The sequence below is a fragment of the Streptomyces halobius genome (assembly GCF_023277745.1).
GTDB classification, from domain to species: domain Bacteria; phylum Actinomycetota; class Actinomycetes; order Streptomycetales; family Streptomycetaceae; genus Streptomyces; species Streptomyces halobius.
Window position 1 is genome coordinate 1,269,006 of sequence record NZ_CP086322.1, and the last position, 16,358, is coordinate 1,285,363.

13 protein-coding genes and 5 pseudogenes are annotated in these 16,358 nt (G+C 68.4%); 7 read left to right on the forward strand and 11 right to left on the reverse strand.

All coding sequences use genetic code 11. The features are described 5' to 3' along the window. Positions 1 to 203: 203 nt before the first annotated feature. Positions 204 to 509: a hypothetical protein gene (locus K9S39_RS06130; RefSeq protein WP_248862329.1), complete on the reverse strand. Its 306-nt coding sequence runs from the start codon at positions 507 to 509 to the stop codon at positions 204 to 206. 64 nt (positions 510 to 573) lie between these two features. Beyond that, complete coding sequence (locus K9S39_RS06135) at positions 574 to 897, reverse strand: hypothetical protein (RefSeq protein ID WP_248869225.1); 324 nt, start codon at positions 895 to 897, stop codon at positions 574 to 576. Here K9S39_RS06135 and K9S39_RS06140 point away from each other — a divergent pair. After that, positions 803 to 1,063, forward strand: a pseudogene (locus K9S39_RS06140) (glycosyltransferase); the annotation flags it as partial. The gene K9S39_RS06135 and the pseudogene K9S39_RS06140 overlap by 95 nt on opposite strands. 148 nt (positions 1,064 to 1,211) lie before the next feature. On the opposite strand, the gene K9S39_RS06145 reads toward K9S39_RS06140, so the two are convergent. Continuing rightward, a complete protein-coding gene (locus K9S39_RS06145) occupies positions 1,212 to 1,406 on the reverse strand; it encodes a hypothetical protein (RefSeq protein ID WP_248869226.1) in 195 nt (64 codons plus the stop codon). 163 nt (positions 1,407 to 1,569) lie between these two features. Further along, positions 1,570 to 2,039, reverse strand: a pseudogene (locus tag K9S39_RS06150) (transposase); the annotation flags it as partial. A 204-nt stretch (positions 2,040 to 2,243) separates the two neighbouring features. Here K9S39_RS06150 and K9S39_RS06155 point away from each other — a divergent pair. Then, positions 2,244 to 3,446 carry an IS110 family RNA-guided transposase gene (locus K9S39_RS06155; protein WP_248862330.1) on the forward strand — a complete coding sequence of 401 codons (1,203 nt, stop codon included), beginning with the start codon at positions 2,244 to 2,246 and terminating at the stop codon, positions 3,444 to 3,446. An 11-nt stretch (positions 3,447 to 3,457) separates the two neighbouring features. Here K9S39_RS06155 and K9S39_RS42795 read toward each other — a convergent pair. Beyond that, positions 3,458 to 3,924 (reverse strand): annotated as a pseudogene (locus tag K9S39_RS42795) (helix-turn-helix domain-containing protein); the annotation flags it as partial. 149 nt (positions 3,925 to 4,073) lie between these two features. On the opposite strand from K9S39_RS42795, the gene K9S39_RS06170 reads away from it, so the two are divergent. Beyond that, positions 4,074 to 4,454, forward strand: coding sequence for a CPCC family cysteine-rich protein (locus K9S39_RS06170; protein WP_248862332.1), 381 nt, complete (start codon positions 4,074 to 4,076; stop codon positions 4,452 to 4,454). A 5-nt stretch (positions 4,455 to 4,459) separates the two neighbouring features. Here K9S39_RS06170 and K9S39_RS06175 read toward each other — a convergent pair whose 3' ends face one another. The 4 genes from K9S39_RS06175 to K9S39_RS06190 form a co-directional block, all read right to left on the reverse strand. After that, positions 4,460 to 5,638, reverse strand: a complete 1,179-nt coding sequence (locus K9S39_RS06175) for a tyrosine-type recombinase/integrase (RefSeq protein ID WP_248862333.1) — start codon at positions 5,636 to 5,638, stop codon at positions 4,460 to 4,462. A 1,074-nt stretch (positions 5,639 to 6,712) separates the two neighbouring features. Further along, a complete protein-coding gene (locus K9S39_RS06180) occupies positions 6,713 to 7,876 on the reverse strand; it encodes an alpha/beta hydrolase family protein (protein WP_248862334.1) in 1,164 nt (387 codons plus the stop codon). 48 nt (positions 7,877 to 7,924) lie between these two features. Beyond that, positions 7,925 to 8,779 carry an ABC transporter permease gene (locus tag K9S39_RS06185; protein ID WP_248862335.1) on the reverse strand — a complete coding sequence of 285 codons (855 nt, stop codon included), beginning with the start codon at positions 8,777 to 8,779 and terminating at the stop codon, positions 7,925 to 7,927. Further along, positions 8,776 to 9,696 (reverse strand): ABC transporter ATP-binding protein, encoded by a 921-nt coding sequence (locus tag K9S39_RS06190; RefSeq protein WP_248862336.1) that lies wholly within the window; start codon positions 9,694 to 9,696, stop codon positions 8,776 to 8,778. Before K9S39_RS06190 ends, K9S39_RS06185 begins: the two co-directional genes overlap by 4 nt. Positions 9,697 to 9,903: 207 nt before the next feature. On the opposite strand from K9S39_RS06190, the gene K9S39_RS06195 reads away from it, so the two are divergent. The 4 genes and pseudogenes from K9S39_RS06195 to K9S39_RS06210 all read left to right on the forward strand — a co-directional run. Further along, positions 9,904 to 11,079 (forward strand): ATP-binding protein, encoded by a 1,176-nt coding sequence (locus tag K9S39_RS06195; RefSeq protein WP_248862337.1) that lies wholly within the window; start codon positions 9,904 to 9,906, stop codon positions 11,077 to 11,079. After that, complete coding sequence (locus tag K9S39_RS06200; RefSeq protein WP_248862338.1) at positions 11,076 to 11,747, forward strand: response regulator; 672 nt, start codon at positions 11,076 to 11,078, stop codon at positions 11,745 to 11,747. The genes K9S39_RS06195 and K9S39_RS06200 overlap by 4 nt, the downstream gene beginning before the upstream one ends. 199 nt (positions 11,748 to 11,946) lie before the next feature. Continuing rightward, a pseudogene (locus K9S39_RS42800) lies at positions 11,947 to 12,195 on the forward strand (hypothetical protein); the annotation flags it as partial. Next, a pseudogene (locus K9S39_RS06210) lies at positions 12,179 to 12,544 on the forward strand (sugar phosphate isomerase/epimerase); the annotation flags it as partial. The pseudogenes K9S39_RS42800 and K9S39_RS06210, both read left to right, overlap by 17 nt. 122 nt (positions 12,545 to 12,666) lie before the next feature. Here the strand turns inward: K9S39_RS06210 and K9S39_RS06215 are convergent. Next, complete coding sequence (locus K9S39_RS06215) at positions 12,667 to 14,055, reverse strand: OFA family MFS transporter (protein WP_248861829.1); 1,389 nt, start codon at positions 14,053 to 14,055, stop codon at positions 12,667 to 12,669. Between the two features lie 170 nt (positions 14,056 to 14,225). After that, positions 14,226 to 16,358 carry an acetate--CoA ligase family protein gene (locus K9S39_RS06220; RefSeq protein WP_248861830.1) on the reverse strand — a complete coding sequence of 711 codons (2,133 nt, stop codon included), beginning with the start codon at positions 16,356 to 16,358 and terminating at the stop codon, positions 14,226 to 14,228.

Sequence of the window (16,358 nt, forward strand, 5' to 3'; positions counted from 1 at the left end):
GCAGTCTGCTCGTTGGGCTGGGCATGGGTGGGGGGTGTTGATGCAGCCCGGTGGGCTGACCCGCTGGTAATTGATCGTGACCCTGTACTCCTGGACCAGACGCCTGTGGATCACCCTGCCCTTGAGCAGGGTCTCCGACCTGAGCATCTCATCGATCAGCGCGGGGCGGAGGTGCTGCGGGGAGCAGAGGCCATGGCCAAAGCTTATGCGTCAACGACTCGATTCTGGAAACTGCCCAACAGGTTCTTTTCGACGTCCTTTACTGTCTTCAAGTTCTCTACCTTGTTCGTCACTTTGCTTACGTGGCCAAGAACCTCCCGTTCCTGCTCCTGCGCGGATGCGGTGGTGGTCGTGAGAACGAAGGGAATTGCGGCGAGTGCCGTCACGGCGATGGTGCGCTTGCACTGCTTGCTCATGTCCGGTTTCAACGAGCCCGCGGGCAGCCCGGTACGGCCCGTCACCCGTCCGCGCAGTGCGGTCACTTCAATAGCCGGGCGGGCGTCGGTCACGACGCCCCCGGGGCACGTGACCAGCGCGCCCCCTTCTGGGAAGCGCGAGCAGGCGGGCTGGAGCTTACGGGTAGCGGCCGGCGGCCATGGCAGGTTGGGGGTCGGTGAGGGTGAGGCCGCGGGGCGGGACTGCGCCCAGTTCATGACGATGCTCTGCGGCCAGTGGATCTTGCGGTGGCCTCAGGCTGGCCAGCCGACGGCGTACTTCGCCACCAACGGCGCGGCGGCATCCACGACCGGGGTCGGCCACGGCTGGGCCGACGCCCCAGCGGGGGATGGACAACGTCGGCTTCATGCCGAACCCGCTGCCGTTCATCCCCGACTCCGCCTCGGACCGCTCCAGCAAGGTCGTGGCCAGCATCGGCCGGCTGCACGAGGAGAAGGGCATAGACCTGCTCCTGGAGGCATGGGCGAAGGTCGCGCCGCAGCACCTAGACTGGACGCTGCGGATCTACGGCTCCGGTGAGGAGGCCGAGGCACTGCGCAAGCAGGCGGCCGAGCTGGAGGTGGCCGACTCGGTCGAGTGGCCGGGGAGCTGCGGGAGAGTGCCGTCTTCGCTGAGTTCGCGCGGTGAGGGCTTCCCGCTCGCTCCCATGGAGGCGATGGCCGCCGCCGCATCTGATCCGACAATCCCACCCATGGATGAGCCACGCCCGTCTCAACGATCACCAGTCCGCTGCGTCACCGAGACCCTTGCATCCTTCAAGCAACGGCATTGCGGGGCCGGGTCGTCGCGGAGCCCTTCACCCGGGTGGCGAACACCCCGCACTCGGGGCAGGCCCGTGCCTGCTCATCGGCGGTGATCAGGTGCACCCGGCGGGTGCCGTCCTCCAGCCGCTCCACCCGCGCGACGGCCAGGCCGTCCAGGTCGAGCAGCGACGTCGTATCGTTGTCCAAGCCCGTGGTTTCTGGGTGATCGTTCTGCGTCGAGAACAGAAATGATCACTCATGGCCACGGGCATCCTGCTGCCAGGGCGCCCCCCCCACCACCCGTGATCCTCACGCAACGTGACAGCCAGTCAGTCCACTCGGGACGACACACCGCTCAAGTTCGAAGACCCCGTTTGACGTGTGCCCACACCGCCTCGACGGGGTTGAGGTCGGGCGCGTAGGCGGGCAGCAGGAACACCGTCAGCCACTCGCGCTGGGCGATCAACTCCCGTATGGCGTGAGAGACATGGGTGTTCAGCCGGTCCCACACCAGCACGATCGGCGCCTTGACCAGCTGGTGCACGCCGTCGATCAGCGCGACGAAGTCGCGTTCGCTCATGCTGCGGCGCTTGCCGGCTCCCGCCCGGTGGGTGCGCAGGCGGTGGCACAGCCGGGTGCGGGACCCGGGCCGCATCGCGATCAGCCCGGCCACCGACAGCCGCCCCGAGCGCCGCCCGCTGACCGTCACGACCGGGGTGACGCCACGCCGGCCCCACGTGCGTCCTCGGGGCGGCCGACGGGTGAAGCCTGCCTCGTCCTCGAAGCAGATGCAGCCGCCGCAGGCCGCCCGGGCTCTTCTACCTCCGCCCAGGTCGCCTCCGTAAGTTGTTGGGCGGCCCGGGAGGGCCGGGTGTGGCCCAGGTTGCCTTGCCTGTAGTGGCTCGGAAGGAGTGGCCGCCCGGCTTTCCGGGGCGCCCTGGCTGCTGATTGAGATGTGCGCGCCTTGTGCGGTCGCTGATTACGGAGATGACAGCGGGGTGTTCCTCGGGCCGACAGCATGATGTTGGAGACGAGGAGGGGCGCGTGCGCAAGGAACGGGACCGGGTCTGGGCCGGCATCGACGCCGGCAAGGCTCATCACTGGGCCGCAGTGGTCGACGAGACCGGAGCCACCTTGTGGTCGAAGAAGATCGACAACGACGAGTCTGCCATCCTGGCTGCGCTCGGCGAGATCCTGGCCCTGGCCGACGATGTCCACTGGGCGGTGGACATCTCCGGCACGGCCTCCGCGTTGCTGCTGGCCCTGCTCGCAGCTCACGGCCAGCGGGCCGTCTACGTGCCCGGCCGCACGGTCAACCGGATGTCCGGCGCCTACCGGGGCGAGGCCAAGACGGACGCCCGCGACGCCTACGTCATCGCTGAGACCGCCCGCCACCGCAACGACTTCACCGCGATCGACGTGCCGGCCCAGCTGGCCGCCGACCTCGCTTTGCTCACCGCCCACCGCTCCGACCTGGTGGCCGATCGGGTAAGGATGATCAATCGGCTGCGCGACGTGCTGACCGGCGTCTTCCCCGCGCTGGAGCGGGCTTTCGACTACTCGGCGCACAAGGGTGCGCTGGTGCTCCTGACCGGCTACCAGACTCCTGCCGCCATCCGGCGCCGCGGCCGGGCCCGGCTGACGGCCTGGCTAGCCAACCGCAGCGTCCGGAGTGCCGATACGGTCGCCGCCACCGCCCTGGAAGCCGCTCAGGCCCAGCAGACCGCGCTGCCCGGCGAGGACATCGCCGCCCAGATCGTCGCCGACTTGGCGGCGCAGATCCTGGCCTTGGACGACCGGCTCAACCGGATCGACAAACAGATTCGCGAGACCTTCCGCAGTCACCCGCAGGCCGAGATCATCGAGTCCCTGCCCGGGATGGGGCCAATACTCGGAGCGGAGTTCGTCGTGGCGGCGGGCGATATGTCTGCCTACGCGGACGCCGGGCACCTGGCCTCGGCAGCCGGGCTCGTGCCCGTTCCCCGCGACTCCGGCCGACGGACCGGCAACCTTCACCGGCCCAAGCGCTACAGCCGTCGCCTACGCCGGGTGTTCTATCTGTCGGCGCAGACCAGCATCATCCGCGACGGCCCGAACCGGGACTTCTACCTCAAGAAGCGCGGCGAGGGCTGCAAACACGTTCAAGCTGTCATCGCCCTCGCCCGACGCCGGGCCGGGGTGCTCTGGGCACTCCTGCGTGACGGACGGCTCTTCACCCCCGCCCCGCCGGTCGCGCAAGCGGCTTGACTTCGTCATTGAGACTCCTTCCACAAGGTCACGGCCTGCTCGTCGCGCTCGGCCACCCGCCGTGCGGGCACCTGCGGGCTGAATCCGAGCCGGTGCATCAGCCTGGTGGCACCCGAGACGCTGTAGGAGACGTGGAACTTCCGCCCGATCAGCGTGGCCACCCGCGCGGCCGTCCACACCTGGTCCTCCACCCAGCCATGCGCGGCCGGCCCTGCTCCAGGTACCCGGCCAGCTTCTCCAGACAGCGCGACGACAGACGGCACCGCGACCCGCTCGGACCACGCGAGGCCAGGGCCTGCACACCGCCTTCCCGCCATATCCGGTACCACTGGTAGGCCGACTTCCGGCTCACCCGCAGCCGTTGCGCCACCTCCGGCGGCTTGACCCCCTCATCGAACAGCTCGGCCGCCTGCATGCGTACCGTCTCCCGGCGCTGACGTCCCGCAGCGGTGAGCCCGCCGCCATCCGCATACCTCACCCACCACGAAGTACAACCAACACCCCAGCCCCATCAGGGGAACCAGGAAAGATCACCCTGACGAGCCGAAGTCAGTAATATGCGGGTCTCACTGTCAAGGCCGCGAAACTCACTGGGGCGTCAAGATGTGGTGAGGCAAGATGACGGCCGTGATCCACTACCCCTGCGTGTGCTGCGGCCATCTGACTCTGGGTGAGCCACTCGGATCCTTTGAGATCTGTTCGGTTTGCTTCTGGGAGGACGATCGCGTGCAGTTGCGCTGGCCTGACTGGGCTGGCGGAGCGAATCGGCCGTCGTTGATCGAGGCCCAGAAGAACTTCAAGGAGTTCGGGGCCTCCGAGGAACGATTCGTGACCAAGGTCCGGCCGCCTCGGGACGACGAGCCGCTGGACCAGAATTGGCGCCCCATCGACCGGGATCGGGACCACTTCGAACCTCGCGGCAGGCAGGAGGCGCCGTGGCCCGTCGACTGCACGGCCCTGTACTGGTGGCGCCATCGCGATACCGGATTCTGGCGCCGCGGCAGCTGAGGCGGTCAGCTGGCTTGCTCGTCAAGGCGGGTCAGTAGCCCGTCGAAGATCTGCTCGCGTGCGACCTGGCCCTTGGCCGCCGCGTCGTCCCGCTGACGCTCTAGGGTCGGGCGGAACTCGATCGTGGTGACGAAGAACGTGCATGATTCGCAGATCGACTCGAAGTGGCAGTCCATCTCGACCGGGCGAGCGCAGTAGCCGTTGCCGAGCATCCGACGGTGCATTTCCCGGCGGAGCTTGCCCATCTCCGAACCCTCGGCGTCGGCCGGCAGCTGACGCGGAGCGTCGTAGAGGGCCTCGACCTTCTCCGAGACGGCGAAGTACTCGTCCGCGACAGTCCGGTCGGCGATCCGCGCGTAAACACGCGTCATGGACAACGATCGGTGACCGAGCAGTGCGGCGATGGCCTCCAGGGACATGCCCCGGTTGATCGCCTGGGTGGCCAGAGTATGTCTGAGCTGGTGCGGGGTGACCCGGCCGAGACCGGCCCGCTCTGCGGCCCTGCGGACGGCCGTCTCGATGCGAGATGCATTGACCGGACGGCCGTGATCGGTGAACAGCAGGTTCGAACGCAGGCCCTCGGGCCGATGCAGCAGCCAGTCATCCAGCAGCGTCTTCAGCTGTGGATGCAAGGGGACGTAGCGGTCGGTGTGCATCATGCCGACCGGGACGCGAAGCCAGTAGGCGGAGCCGATCTGCACCACCGCGTCGACGGTGAGGCCGAGCATTTCGCTGCGGCGCATCCCGGTGCGAGCGAGGATCTCGATCGTCAGCCGGGCGAACGGATCAGTGTCCTGGCGGGCGGCGGCCAGCAACTTGGCGGCTGCGGCGTCGTCGAGGAATCGGGGCAGCGGCTCGTCCGCGATCGGGAAGTCGCTGTCGAATACCAGCTGGCGGGGCGGCCGGTCGGCGGCGTCCCACTCGTCCAGGCGGCGGAAGAAGCCGCGCAGTTTGCTCAGCCGGTCGCGGACGGTGTGCCGGTGCAGCGGACCGCCGCGAGCGGCCAGCCGCTCCAGCAGCCATTGCCGATAGCGTTCGACGTGCCGGCGCTTGAGCTGGGCGACACACGTCACCGCCGCGTCTTCGACGGCCACCAGCAGGGCGAACTCCCGCAGCGTCAGCTCGGCGTTCTTCACCGTGCCCGGCCGCAGCGTCCCCGCGATCTGCTCCAGGTAGTGCTGCATCGTGGATGCCATTGTGGGTGCGACACGTGACCACTCGGCGGCGCGGATGTCGGCTCGATCCGGGTGACGTCGGCGCGGGAGCTGGTCGGACAACTCGCAGTGGAAGTGGGATCGAATCCATGATCGAGAGTGTTCGTGCCTGCCGGGTGGTGCTGTTCTTGCAGGTCAGCGCCACCCGGCCTGATGCTGAGTCCGGCGTCCGACACCTCGTGTTCCACCGTCCGCTCACGCATCGCTCACGCATGACAGACGGCTGACCAGGCATATGACGCGCGGTGGCCTATGAGTGGGCGTCACAGGTTTGGCAGCGGCGGGTGGCCACTCGGTCGATGTTGCCCTGTGTGGCCCGCAACGGCTCGGACTCCGATATACGGGACCAAGTATCAGGATCGGGGCCGGCTACCCAGCCGAACTTCGGGGCGGAGATCTCGCTGTCGGAAAGGTGGAAGCAGCCGGGAAGATGGGCGTTCCCAACGGGCGACACAATGATGGCGCTGGGCGGCTGTCCAGGTCGGAGGGTCCGTGGCGGTATACGTCCATGCGCGATGCCAGGGACAGAGCCATCGGGCGGGCAGGCGCACCCCGCCCCGATAATGAGGTCACAACGTTCGCAGCGTTGGGCAGTCAAGGGTGGTCGTCCTTCCCGAGCCGGATGGCCAGCTCGTCATCTACGTCCTGCGACATGAGGACCATTGACGTCAGACCACCATCGCATCCGATCTTCGTCCCGGTCCGGCGAATGACGTAGGCGTCGAGAGGCTGCGCCCGCGATACACCGCTGGATTCCCGGCAAGAAGCGGGGCACAACCAGTCACGGGCCGCGGGACGTGGATCAACCCCGCGCTCTGAGCTTGGGAATCACCAGGGCTGTGGGGCGTCGCCGCAGGTCGGCGGGTCGTAGTGCTGTCAGGCGCGGCCTGTCGGGGCCGCAGTCTGCACCGCGGTTGTCTGTGGCTGACCGCCTCTCGTGGTGCCGCAGTGGCGCGATGCGGACAAATGCCGCCATGGTCGAGCTTTGGGGGCCGTCAGTGTCGTGGGCACGGGAACGGGCTGGCTTCCAGGCAAACCCGTCCATTACGGCTGATGGAACTTTGCTTCCGGGAACTTCGGTGATGGTCCGTTCAGCAAGGGAACATCCCGTCCGCGCAGGTGTGCATCGACGAATGCGGCGATGTAGGCGCGGGTGAGGGTATCGGCACGATCACCGTCGAGTTTTTGGAGCGGAACACCGAACTGCTTGGACAGGGCTGCCAGGTCGCTGAAGGACAGGTGCTCCGTCCCGTCGACGCTCAGCCACCGCTTCCAGCCGGTGAGTTGGGTCCAGGTCTTGTCCCAGGTGGAGTCGGGGCCGCCGGGCACGTGGCTGGGCTTGCCCAGCATCAGGAAGGGCCGGTGCACGGGCAGGCCGTTGCGGTACCGGAAGTTGCCGTCCATATTGACCGCGGCCTTCACTCGCGTGTCCCGCAGCGCGGCCGGGATCGTGCTGAAGCCTCCGGCCGAGTGTCCGACCATGGCAGTCCGATTGGTGTCGATAGCCGTGCCGCCCTTCCATGCCGGGCGTTTGCCGGTGAGTGCGTCGAGCACGAACGAGACGTCCGCGGCACGGACGTCTCCCACGTTCTGATCGTCCGGGGCGTCGCATACCAGGCAGGAGGTGGTGTGCCCGTCGGGAAAGGTGATGCCGTGGGCCTCGTAGTTGTGTCCGATCGCGGCGACGGCGTAGCCGCGGCTGGCCAATTCCTCGGCCAGCCCCGTCAGCGTGGCGCGCGGCATTCCGTAGCCCGGCGACAGAAGGACCAGGGGCAGTCCGCCGCGGGGCCTGACCGGCTCGGCGTCGACGGTGGAATGGGTTGCCACCGTGCTCAGCACGTCCGGCGGCAGCGGAATTCCGGTGGCTCCCAGGTACGCCTTGGACTCTTCAGCGGTCATGTACGGAGCGGGTGTGCCCGAGGGCTTCTTGGCCGGATACCAGAGGGAGACCATCAGTTCCCGCTTCTCCTTCGGTACCCACGGATCGGCTCTGTTCTCGTCCACCAGGTGCAGGGTGGTCATTCCTGTCCGGTGTCCGCCGGTGGGCTCGGGCAATGCGGGCTTGGTCCGGGCCGAGGACACTGATGGGGTATCGGCATGGGCGGGGGCGAAAAGGGTGGCCGTGCCGAGGAGAGTGAGGGCGGCTGACGCCGCGAGCAGCAGTCTGCGCTTCATTGGTGTCTTCCTGCCATGGGTTTCTTCTGTCATGGGTTTCCTCCTGCCGCAGGGCGCGATTTGCGCATCCCGCAGGCACGTTCAGACGTCGCGGTGCCGCACGACGACCACGGCGAGTGCGACGGCGATCAGCGGCCAGAGCGCGTACACAATCCAGGAGCCGGGGACCGTGGCGGTGAACATGTGGGATTCGGTATCCGGCTGCCAGTTCTGGACCAGGCGCTTCCAGGCGCTGATCACCATCGCGTGGTTGAGGTCGGCGGACCAGCGCTCGCTCTGCGAGAAGAGCGTGGGCAGCATCAGCAGCGTGAAGACGCTGGTGACCATGGTCGCGGCGCTGTGCCGGATCAGGACGCCGAGGCCCAGGCCGACCAGTGCGCAGACCGGGGCCAGCAGCGCGGATGCCACCAGCGCCCGGAACACCCCGGGATGGGTGATCGGGACCCCGGCGTGCCGCCCGTTCAAGATGGCCTGGGAGATCAGGAAGGAACCGGTGGAGATGACCGTGCCGACCGCGGTCCACAGCGCGGCGGTGACGACCGCCTTGGCCAGCACCACCGAGCCGCGGACAGGGACGGCCACGGTGGTGGTGCGGATCAGGCCGCTGCTGTACTCGCTCACGACGGTGAGGGCACCGATGCTGCCGACGACGAGCATTAGCGTCCAGTAGCCGCCCGGCGGATAGGCGTCGAAGGGCAGGAAGTCGTGGGGCTGCCGCGTGCTCGGGCCGGCGCCCGCGAAGTTGTTGTAGTCCGCCAGCGCCGCCGCGGCGGCGGACCCGATGACGAACAGGATGGTGAGTGTGATCGTCCACGAGGTGGAGCGCAGGGACCGCATCTTGATCCACTCGGAGGCGAGCAGGTCGCGGAAGCGGGCGGGCGGCTCGGCAAGGGGCGCGGCTGAGGTGGTCGGGGTGACGGAGGTGAGTGTGGTCATCGGGGCTGTCCTGCCAGGTATTCGACGCTGTCGGCGGTGAGTTCCATGAAGGCCGCCTCCAATGAGGCGGTGCGGGTGGTCAGCTCGTTCAGCAGGATCTGGTTCTCGGAGGCGAGCGCTGCGATCCGGTCCGCCGGGAGCCCGGTGACGGCGAGCTTCTCGGCTCCCGCCGAGCCCTCCGGCTCGACCGACGCGCCCGCGGCGGTCAGCACCGCTGCCAGCTCGGCGGCCTGCGGTGTGCCGACCACGACGCTGAGGCGGGTGCCGCGGGCTGCGAAGTCCCGTACCGACTCGGCGGCGATGAGGCGGCCCCGGCCGATGACGACGAGCTGGTCGGCGGTGTTCTCCATCTCCGACATCAGGTGGCTGGAGAGGAAGACCGTGCGACCCTCGGCCGCCAGGCGCCGGAAGAGGCGGCGCATCCAGAGCACGCCCTCCGGGTCCATGCCGTTGACCGGCTCGTCGAACATCAGCACGGGCGGGTCGCCGAGCAGTGCGGTGGCGATCCCCAGCCGCTGCTTCATGCCGAGCGAGAACCCGCCGATGCGGCGGGTCGCCGCCTCGGCCAGCCCCACCTCCTGCAGTACCTCGTCCACTCGGCGCAGCGGGAGGCCGTTGCTGCGGGCCAGGGCGGACAAGTGGGCTGCGGCGCTGCGTCCGCCGTGGACCTGGTTGGCGTCGAGGAGGGCGCCGACGTGCCGCAGTCCGCGCGGGTGGCTGCGGAAGGGGACGCCGCTTACGGTGGCGGTGCCGCCGGTGGGCGCGTCCAGGCCGAGGATCATCCGCAGGGTGGTGGTCTTGCCGGCTCCGTTGGGGCCGAGGAATCCGGTGACCTGGCCCGGCCGCACGGTGAAGGACAGATGGTCGACGGCGGTCTTGCTGCCGTAGCGCTTGGTGAGTTCCTTGACTTCGATCACAGGGGTAACGCTGCCGGGAGGCGCCCGTCCGGTCATGGGGCCGTGGGCGGCAATCGCGCGGCCGGGTTAGCCCGCGGGCGTACGTCCCCGGGCCGATGCCGCGCGAGTGGCAGCTGGTTAGTGTCGCGGCATGGACGCCACACCGACCACACCGTTGCCTGCGCGCGTTGCGCATTGCGGCCGCCCACTCGAAAGGGCACACCGCCGATGACGAGAACAAAGGTCATGGCCTGGGCGGGGGGTGTCCTGTACCTCTTCATGCTGGGTCTGCTGGTGGGGGGTGCGACGCGGGCTTCGGGCACGGTCCACGCGGTCGGGTCACTGCTGGCTGTGAGCCTGCTCGCCGGTGTGCTGCGACGGACGCCGCTGCTGGCTCTGGCGATGACGCTCTTCGGCTCCACCGCCGTGGTGGTGGGCACCCCGGGCTCCGTCCACGCGAGCCTGGCGGTGTCGTATCAGGGTCAGTTTCTGTCGTATCTGGCGGCGGACCTCGTCCTGAGCTTCATTGTCGCCACCTGCACGCGGCGAGCTTCGATCGTCGCCGGGGCCGTATCTTTCGTCGCGCAGCTCTTGGTTATCGGCGTCTTCGCGCACGGGGACAACCTGACCGTCAACGGCGTGATCGCCCTCTTGGCGATGGCCGCATCCTGCATGGTCGGTCTGCTCAGTCGCGAGCGCCGCGAGCACGCGGTGGCGCTGCGTTCGCAGGAGGTGGCCGAGGCCGTGACCGCCGAACGGCTGCGGATCGCACGGGAGCTGCACGACATGGTCGCGCACAGCATCGGCATCATTGCCATCCAGGCCGGGGTGGGCAGCCGGGTCATCCAGACGCAGCCTGCGGAGGCACGCGAGGCACTGCGAGCCATCGAGGCCACCAGCAGAGAGACCCTGTCGGGCCTTCGGCGCACACTGGTGGCGCTCCGTCAGGCTGACCTGGGCGCGGCGGCCTCGGGGCAGGCGCCGCTGGCACCCTCGCCGGGTCTGGCGGACATCGAACGGCTGGCGGCGGCGACGGCGGACGCGGGGGTACGCGTCGACGTACGCCGCAGCGGGGAGCAGCGCCCTTTGCCGGCCGACATCGACCTGTCCGCCTACCGGATCGTGCAGGAGGCGCTGACCAACGTGGTCCGCCACGCGGGCACCGGGCGCTGCCAGGTGGCCATCGACTACGGGGACGAGGAGCTGTCCGTGGAGGTCGTCGACGACGGGCGCGGCGCCATCGAGAACGGCTCGGCCCACGGCTTCGGCCTCGTAGGCATGCGGGAGCGGGTCGGCCTGCTGCACGGCCAACTCAGCGCTGAGCCGCGTCCCGAGGGCGGCTTCCGGGTAGCCGCGCGGCTGCCGCTGCCCGAACCCGTCGGGGTTCCGGTGGAGGCCCGATGACCGACAGTCCCGTACGTGTCCTGCTCGCCGACGACCAGCCATTGGTGCGGTCCGGTCTGCGCGTGATCATGGCCGATCACCCCGACCTGGAGGTCATCGGTGAAGCCGCCACCGGCGCCGAGGCGGTCCAACTGGTCAGAGATGTCAGCCCCGACGTCGTGGTGATGGATATCCGGATGCCCGGCATGGACGGGATCGAGGCCACTCGCCTGATCACCGACGGTCCGGCAACGACCCGCGTCCTCGTCCTGACCACCTTCGACGAGGACGACCACATCTACGGCGCGCTCCGGGCCGGCGCGAGCGGCTTCGTGGTCAAGGACATGGCCCTGGACGACATCCTCGCGGCGATCCGCGTGGTCGCCGCCGGCGACGCACTGATCGCGCCGGGTGTGACACGCCGTCTGATCGCGGACTTCGTCGAGCGCCCCGGGGCTGCCCCGGAGCGCTCCCCACGTCCGGTCGAGGGCATCACCGAACGGGAACGGGAAGTCCTGACCCTGGTCGGACGCGGCCGGACGAACACCGAGATCGCGGAGGACCTCTTCATCACGGTGGCCACCGCCAAGTCGCACGTGTCACGGCTGTTCACCAAACTGGGCGCCCGGGACCGGGTCCAGCTCGTGATCACCGCCTATGAGATGGGGCTGGTCACGCCGTCTCGCTGAGCGCGTGCCTGGACAACAACCAAGGCCCAGGTCTCTGACCTGGGCCTCAACTATGGAGCGGTGACGGGAATCGAACCCGCGCTCTGAGAAGCCGTTGCCTTTCCGGACTTGAGGACTGCGTTTTCGCTGGTCGGGCATAGGGTCGGCGATCCCGTGGGAGTGGTGGGCTGTCGTGTCGTCGCTCCGGTGGAGGTTGTGGATGCCGTCAGTCGTGGGGCTGCTGGAACAGCGCGAGCTCGCCGCTCGCCGTCGGGTGGACGAGCTGCGGGAGGAGGCTGACCGGGTCCAGGCCGAGCTGGCCCTGGCCGAGCAGGACTGGAAGGAATGGGCCATCGCCCGCTCGCGGGTGGGTGAGGTGCTGGCCCCTGCGGACGAGACCAAGCATGGCCACGACCAGGCCGGCCGGACAGCACCGACCACCGGCGGACAGGCCGAGCAGACGCCACCTGGAGATGGACATCTACTGGGCGTACGCAGGACAGTTCCGCTTCTCCAAGCGAGTCGACGGCACCCCCGCCCCCTTCGACCCGCTCGACTACGTACTCAAGCAGCCGCACCGCTACCCGCTGTTCCACGTCAAGGACGGCGAACACGACGAGAGTGCCCGGGACGGCTACCGGATGGTCGACGTCGGCGACGGCGACATCGACTACAAGAACTTCATCTCGAAGGTCACGCGCCGGACCGAGACCGGCCGCCGGTACCACCATTGGCAGGCCGAGCGCGACAACCCGGAGGAGTCGTTCACCTTCGCCCGTAAGTCGAGCGAGCACCTCCACTCGCTGCGCGACCGATGACACCCCTACGGGAGCGTCGAGTTCGGTGGCCGTCGCCACATAGGTAGGGAGCGATAGCGAAGGGACCGTCCGGGTCAGTCCCGGACGGTCCCTTCGTATGTGTCGCGCTCGCGGTCAGCGCGTCACACGGCATCCCGGCTGATGGGCTGCGGGTTGGGCTTGATGCCCTTGGACCTGGGCCTGCCGGGCTGGGTGAGAAACAGCGCCACGAACCCGGCGAGCAGCGAAGTGGAACCGGCCAGGGTGAACGCCCCGGTGTGGCCCCAGTTGCTCACGACCAGAGCGCCGAGCCCGGACCCGAAGAGCCCCGAGACCAGCTTGGAGCTGTAGACCAGACCGTAGTTGGAGGCGTTGTTGTTCTCACCGAAGTAGTCCGACGTCATGGCCGCGAACATCGGGAAGATGGCGCCTCCGCCGAATCCGGAAATGCTGGAGAACAGCAGGAACAGCGGCAGGCTCGCCATGCCCGCGGACCACAGAATGCCGTACTGGGAAAGGCCCAGGACGATACAGACGAAGATCAGGCACTGCTTGCGTCCATAGCGATCCGACAGCCAGCCGATGACGCCTCGTCCCGTGCCGTTGACGATGGCCTTGAGGGACATGGCGGTGGCCACGATGCCGCCCGCGAAGCCGGCCTCCTGGCCGATCTCCACCTGGAAGGCGATACCGAAGATATTCACGCCCGAGGTGCACAGCAGACAGAACCACATCAGCGCGACCCGACCTGTCTGCCAGGCTTCCTTGGGGGTGTACTGCTTCACGGCGGGAGGGTTCTTCAACAGGGCGCGCCGAGCCCGCGGGTCGTCCGGCGGACGCAGCGGGTCCACATCGGCCGGCCACCAGTTCTTCGGCGGATCCCTGAAGAAGAACCCGGCGACGGCCACCATCGCCGCGAGGAAGACGCCGACGGCGACAAGGACCCACCGGAAGTTCGTCAGATCCATGTAACCGGTGAAGATGAACACGAACGGCACGGAGCCATAGGCGAAGCCGCCGTTGACGAAGCCGGTCTTACCGCCCTTCCGCTCCGGATACCACTTGCCGACCATGTTCACGCAGGTCGCGTACACCATGCCGGCGCCCATACCGCTGAACATGCCGAAGCCCAGATAGGCGACGATCACATGCGGCGCGTACGCCAATGAGAGATAGCCCAGCAGTGTGCCGAGCGCGCCGTACATCATCGCCCAGCGGGCCGGAAGCCTTCCGCTTTCGCGCAGCTTGCCCGCAGGGAAGGCGACCGCCGCCTGGAAGAAGACCCACACCCCGAGCATCCAGAAGATGTGCAGACTGCTCCAGTGATGCGCGGTGTGCAGGGTTTCCTCGGCGGAGGCGAATGCGTACTCGGCCGAGCTGATGCCCATCATGCCCACCCACGGCAGGATGACCATCCACTTGCGCTTGCGGCCCATGATGTCGACGTCGGTCTCGCCGACCCGATACATACGACCGTTGCTGTCCGTCAGTTCCCGATAGGGAACGGATGTTGGTATATCGGTGGTTGCCACGTTTCCTTAGCACCCCTTGCGTCGTAAGACCTGGCCAGCGCCCCCTGTCCAATTCCTTTCGTGTGCGCTCGGGTCCCTGGGGGCGGCCGGCGCGCACCGCCGGCCGCCCCCTTCGCCTCACCCCCTCATCGACCACCGCCGAGCGGTCCGTCGCGACAGGCCCGGTGCGTTCACAGCAGCTTCGCCGCCCGTGCCCAGCGGTACTTGGCGCAGAGGACCGCGACGGGCCGCTCGGTCGTGTACGGGTACGCCACGACGCCTCGCTCGAAGAGATAGGAGCACGCCTCTTCGACCTCGACGTCGCCCGCGAGCGAGGCCACCACCGGCTTCTCGATGCCCCGCTCCCGGAATTCGGCCACTACGCGCGCGGTGAGCTCGGCGAACACCATTGGTGGGGTGACGATGGTGTGCCAGTAGCCAAGGACCAGGGAGTGGATCCGCGGGTCCTCCAGGCCGAGCCGGATCGTCGCCTCGTACGTCGACGGCGGCTCCCCACCCGTGATGTCCACCGGGTTCCCCGCCGCCCCAAAGGGAGGGATGAACTTCCGGAAGGCGGCGTCCAGATCCCCCGGAATCTCCATCAGGGAGAGGCCGTTGTCGGTCACCGCGTCCGAGAGGAGCACACCGGAACCACCGGCACCGGTGATGATGACGACGTTGTCGCCCTTCGGGGTGGGCAGTACCGGCAGGGCACGCGCGTACTCCAGCATCTCGTGGAGCCCGGGCGCCCGGATCACACCGGCCTGCCGGAGGATGTCGTCGTACACGGCGTCGTCGCCCGCGAGGGCCCCCGTATGCGACCCGGCGGCCTTGGCGCCCGCCGCGGTGCGTCCCGCCTTCAGCACCACCACGGGCTTCTTCGGCACGGTCTCCCGGGCCGCGGCCACAAAGGCCCTGCCGTCCTTGAGATCCTCCAGGTGCATGGCGATGCACTGGGTGTTGGGGTCCTCATCGAACCAGGTCAGCAGATCGTCCTCGTCCAGGTCCGACTTGTTGCCGAGCCCGACGATCGCGGAGACGCCCGTCTTCGTGGCGCGTGCGAAGCCGAGGATCGCCATGCCGATGCCGCCCGACTGGGATGTGAGCGCCACCCCGCCCTTGACGTCGTACGGCGTGCAGAAGGTGGCGCAGAGATCCTGCCAGGTCGAGTAGTAGCCGTAGATGTTCGGGCCAAGGATGCGTACGCCGTACCGCTCACCAATGGCCACGATCTCGGCCTGCAGCTGGTGTTCGCCGGTCTCCGCGAACCCGGAGGGGATGAGCACCGCGTTGGGAATCCCCTTGCGTCCCACCTCCTCGAGTGCCGAGGCCACGAACTTGGCGGGGATCGCGAAGACCGCCACATCCACCTCACCGGGAACGTCCGTGGCACTCTTGTACGCCTTGCGGCCGAGAATGTCATCGGCCTTGGGGTTCACGGGATGGATCTCTCCCGAGAAGCCGCCGACGATGAGGTTGCGCATAACCGAATTGCCGATCTTGCCCTGCTCGTTGGAGGCCCCGATCACGGCGACCGAGCGCGGCTGCATCAGCCGGCGCATGGACCGGAGGATCTCAGTGCGGCTGTAGGTGCGCCGCTCCTGCGCCGGTTCCGAGGAGAGAATCACGCGGATGTCCGCCGCAAGCGCGCCCTCCGGTGTGGCGATCACCGGGTTGAGGTCCACCTCGGCGATCTCCGGGAAGTCGGTGACCAGTTCGGAGATCCGGCGGATCTGCTCGGCGAGCGCCCGCCGGTCCACCGCGGGAGCCCCGCGCACACCGCGCAGGATCTCGGCCGCCCGGATCGAGTCGAGCATCGAGAGCGCCTCGTCCGCGTCGACCGGCGCGAGCCGGAAGGTCACGTCCTTGAGTACTTCCACGAGTACGCCGCCGAGGCCGAAGGCCACCACCTTCCCGAAGGTCGGATCGGTGACCGCACCGACGATGACCTCCTGGCCGGAGGGCAGGAGCTGCTGCACCTGCACCCCCTCGATCCGGGCCCCGGGGGCGTAGGCGCGCGCGTTGTCGATGATGGAGTGGAAAGCGGCCCGCACATCCGTGGCGCCCTGCACCCCGACCACGACTCCACCGGCATCGGTCTTGTGCAGGATGTCCGGGGAGACGATCTTGAGGACGACGGGCCCGTCGAAGCGGGCCGCGTGCGCGACCGCCTGGTCGACATCGCCGGCCAGTTCCTCACCGGGCACGGCGATGCCGTACGCGTCCGCGATCACTTTGCCCTCGGGCGCGGTGAGCGCGGTGCGGCCATCGGCCCGTACGGCATCGAGCAGCGTCCGCACCGTCCGCGAGCGGTCCTCTGCCAT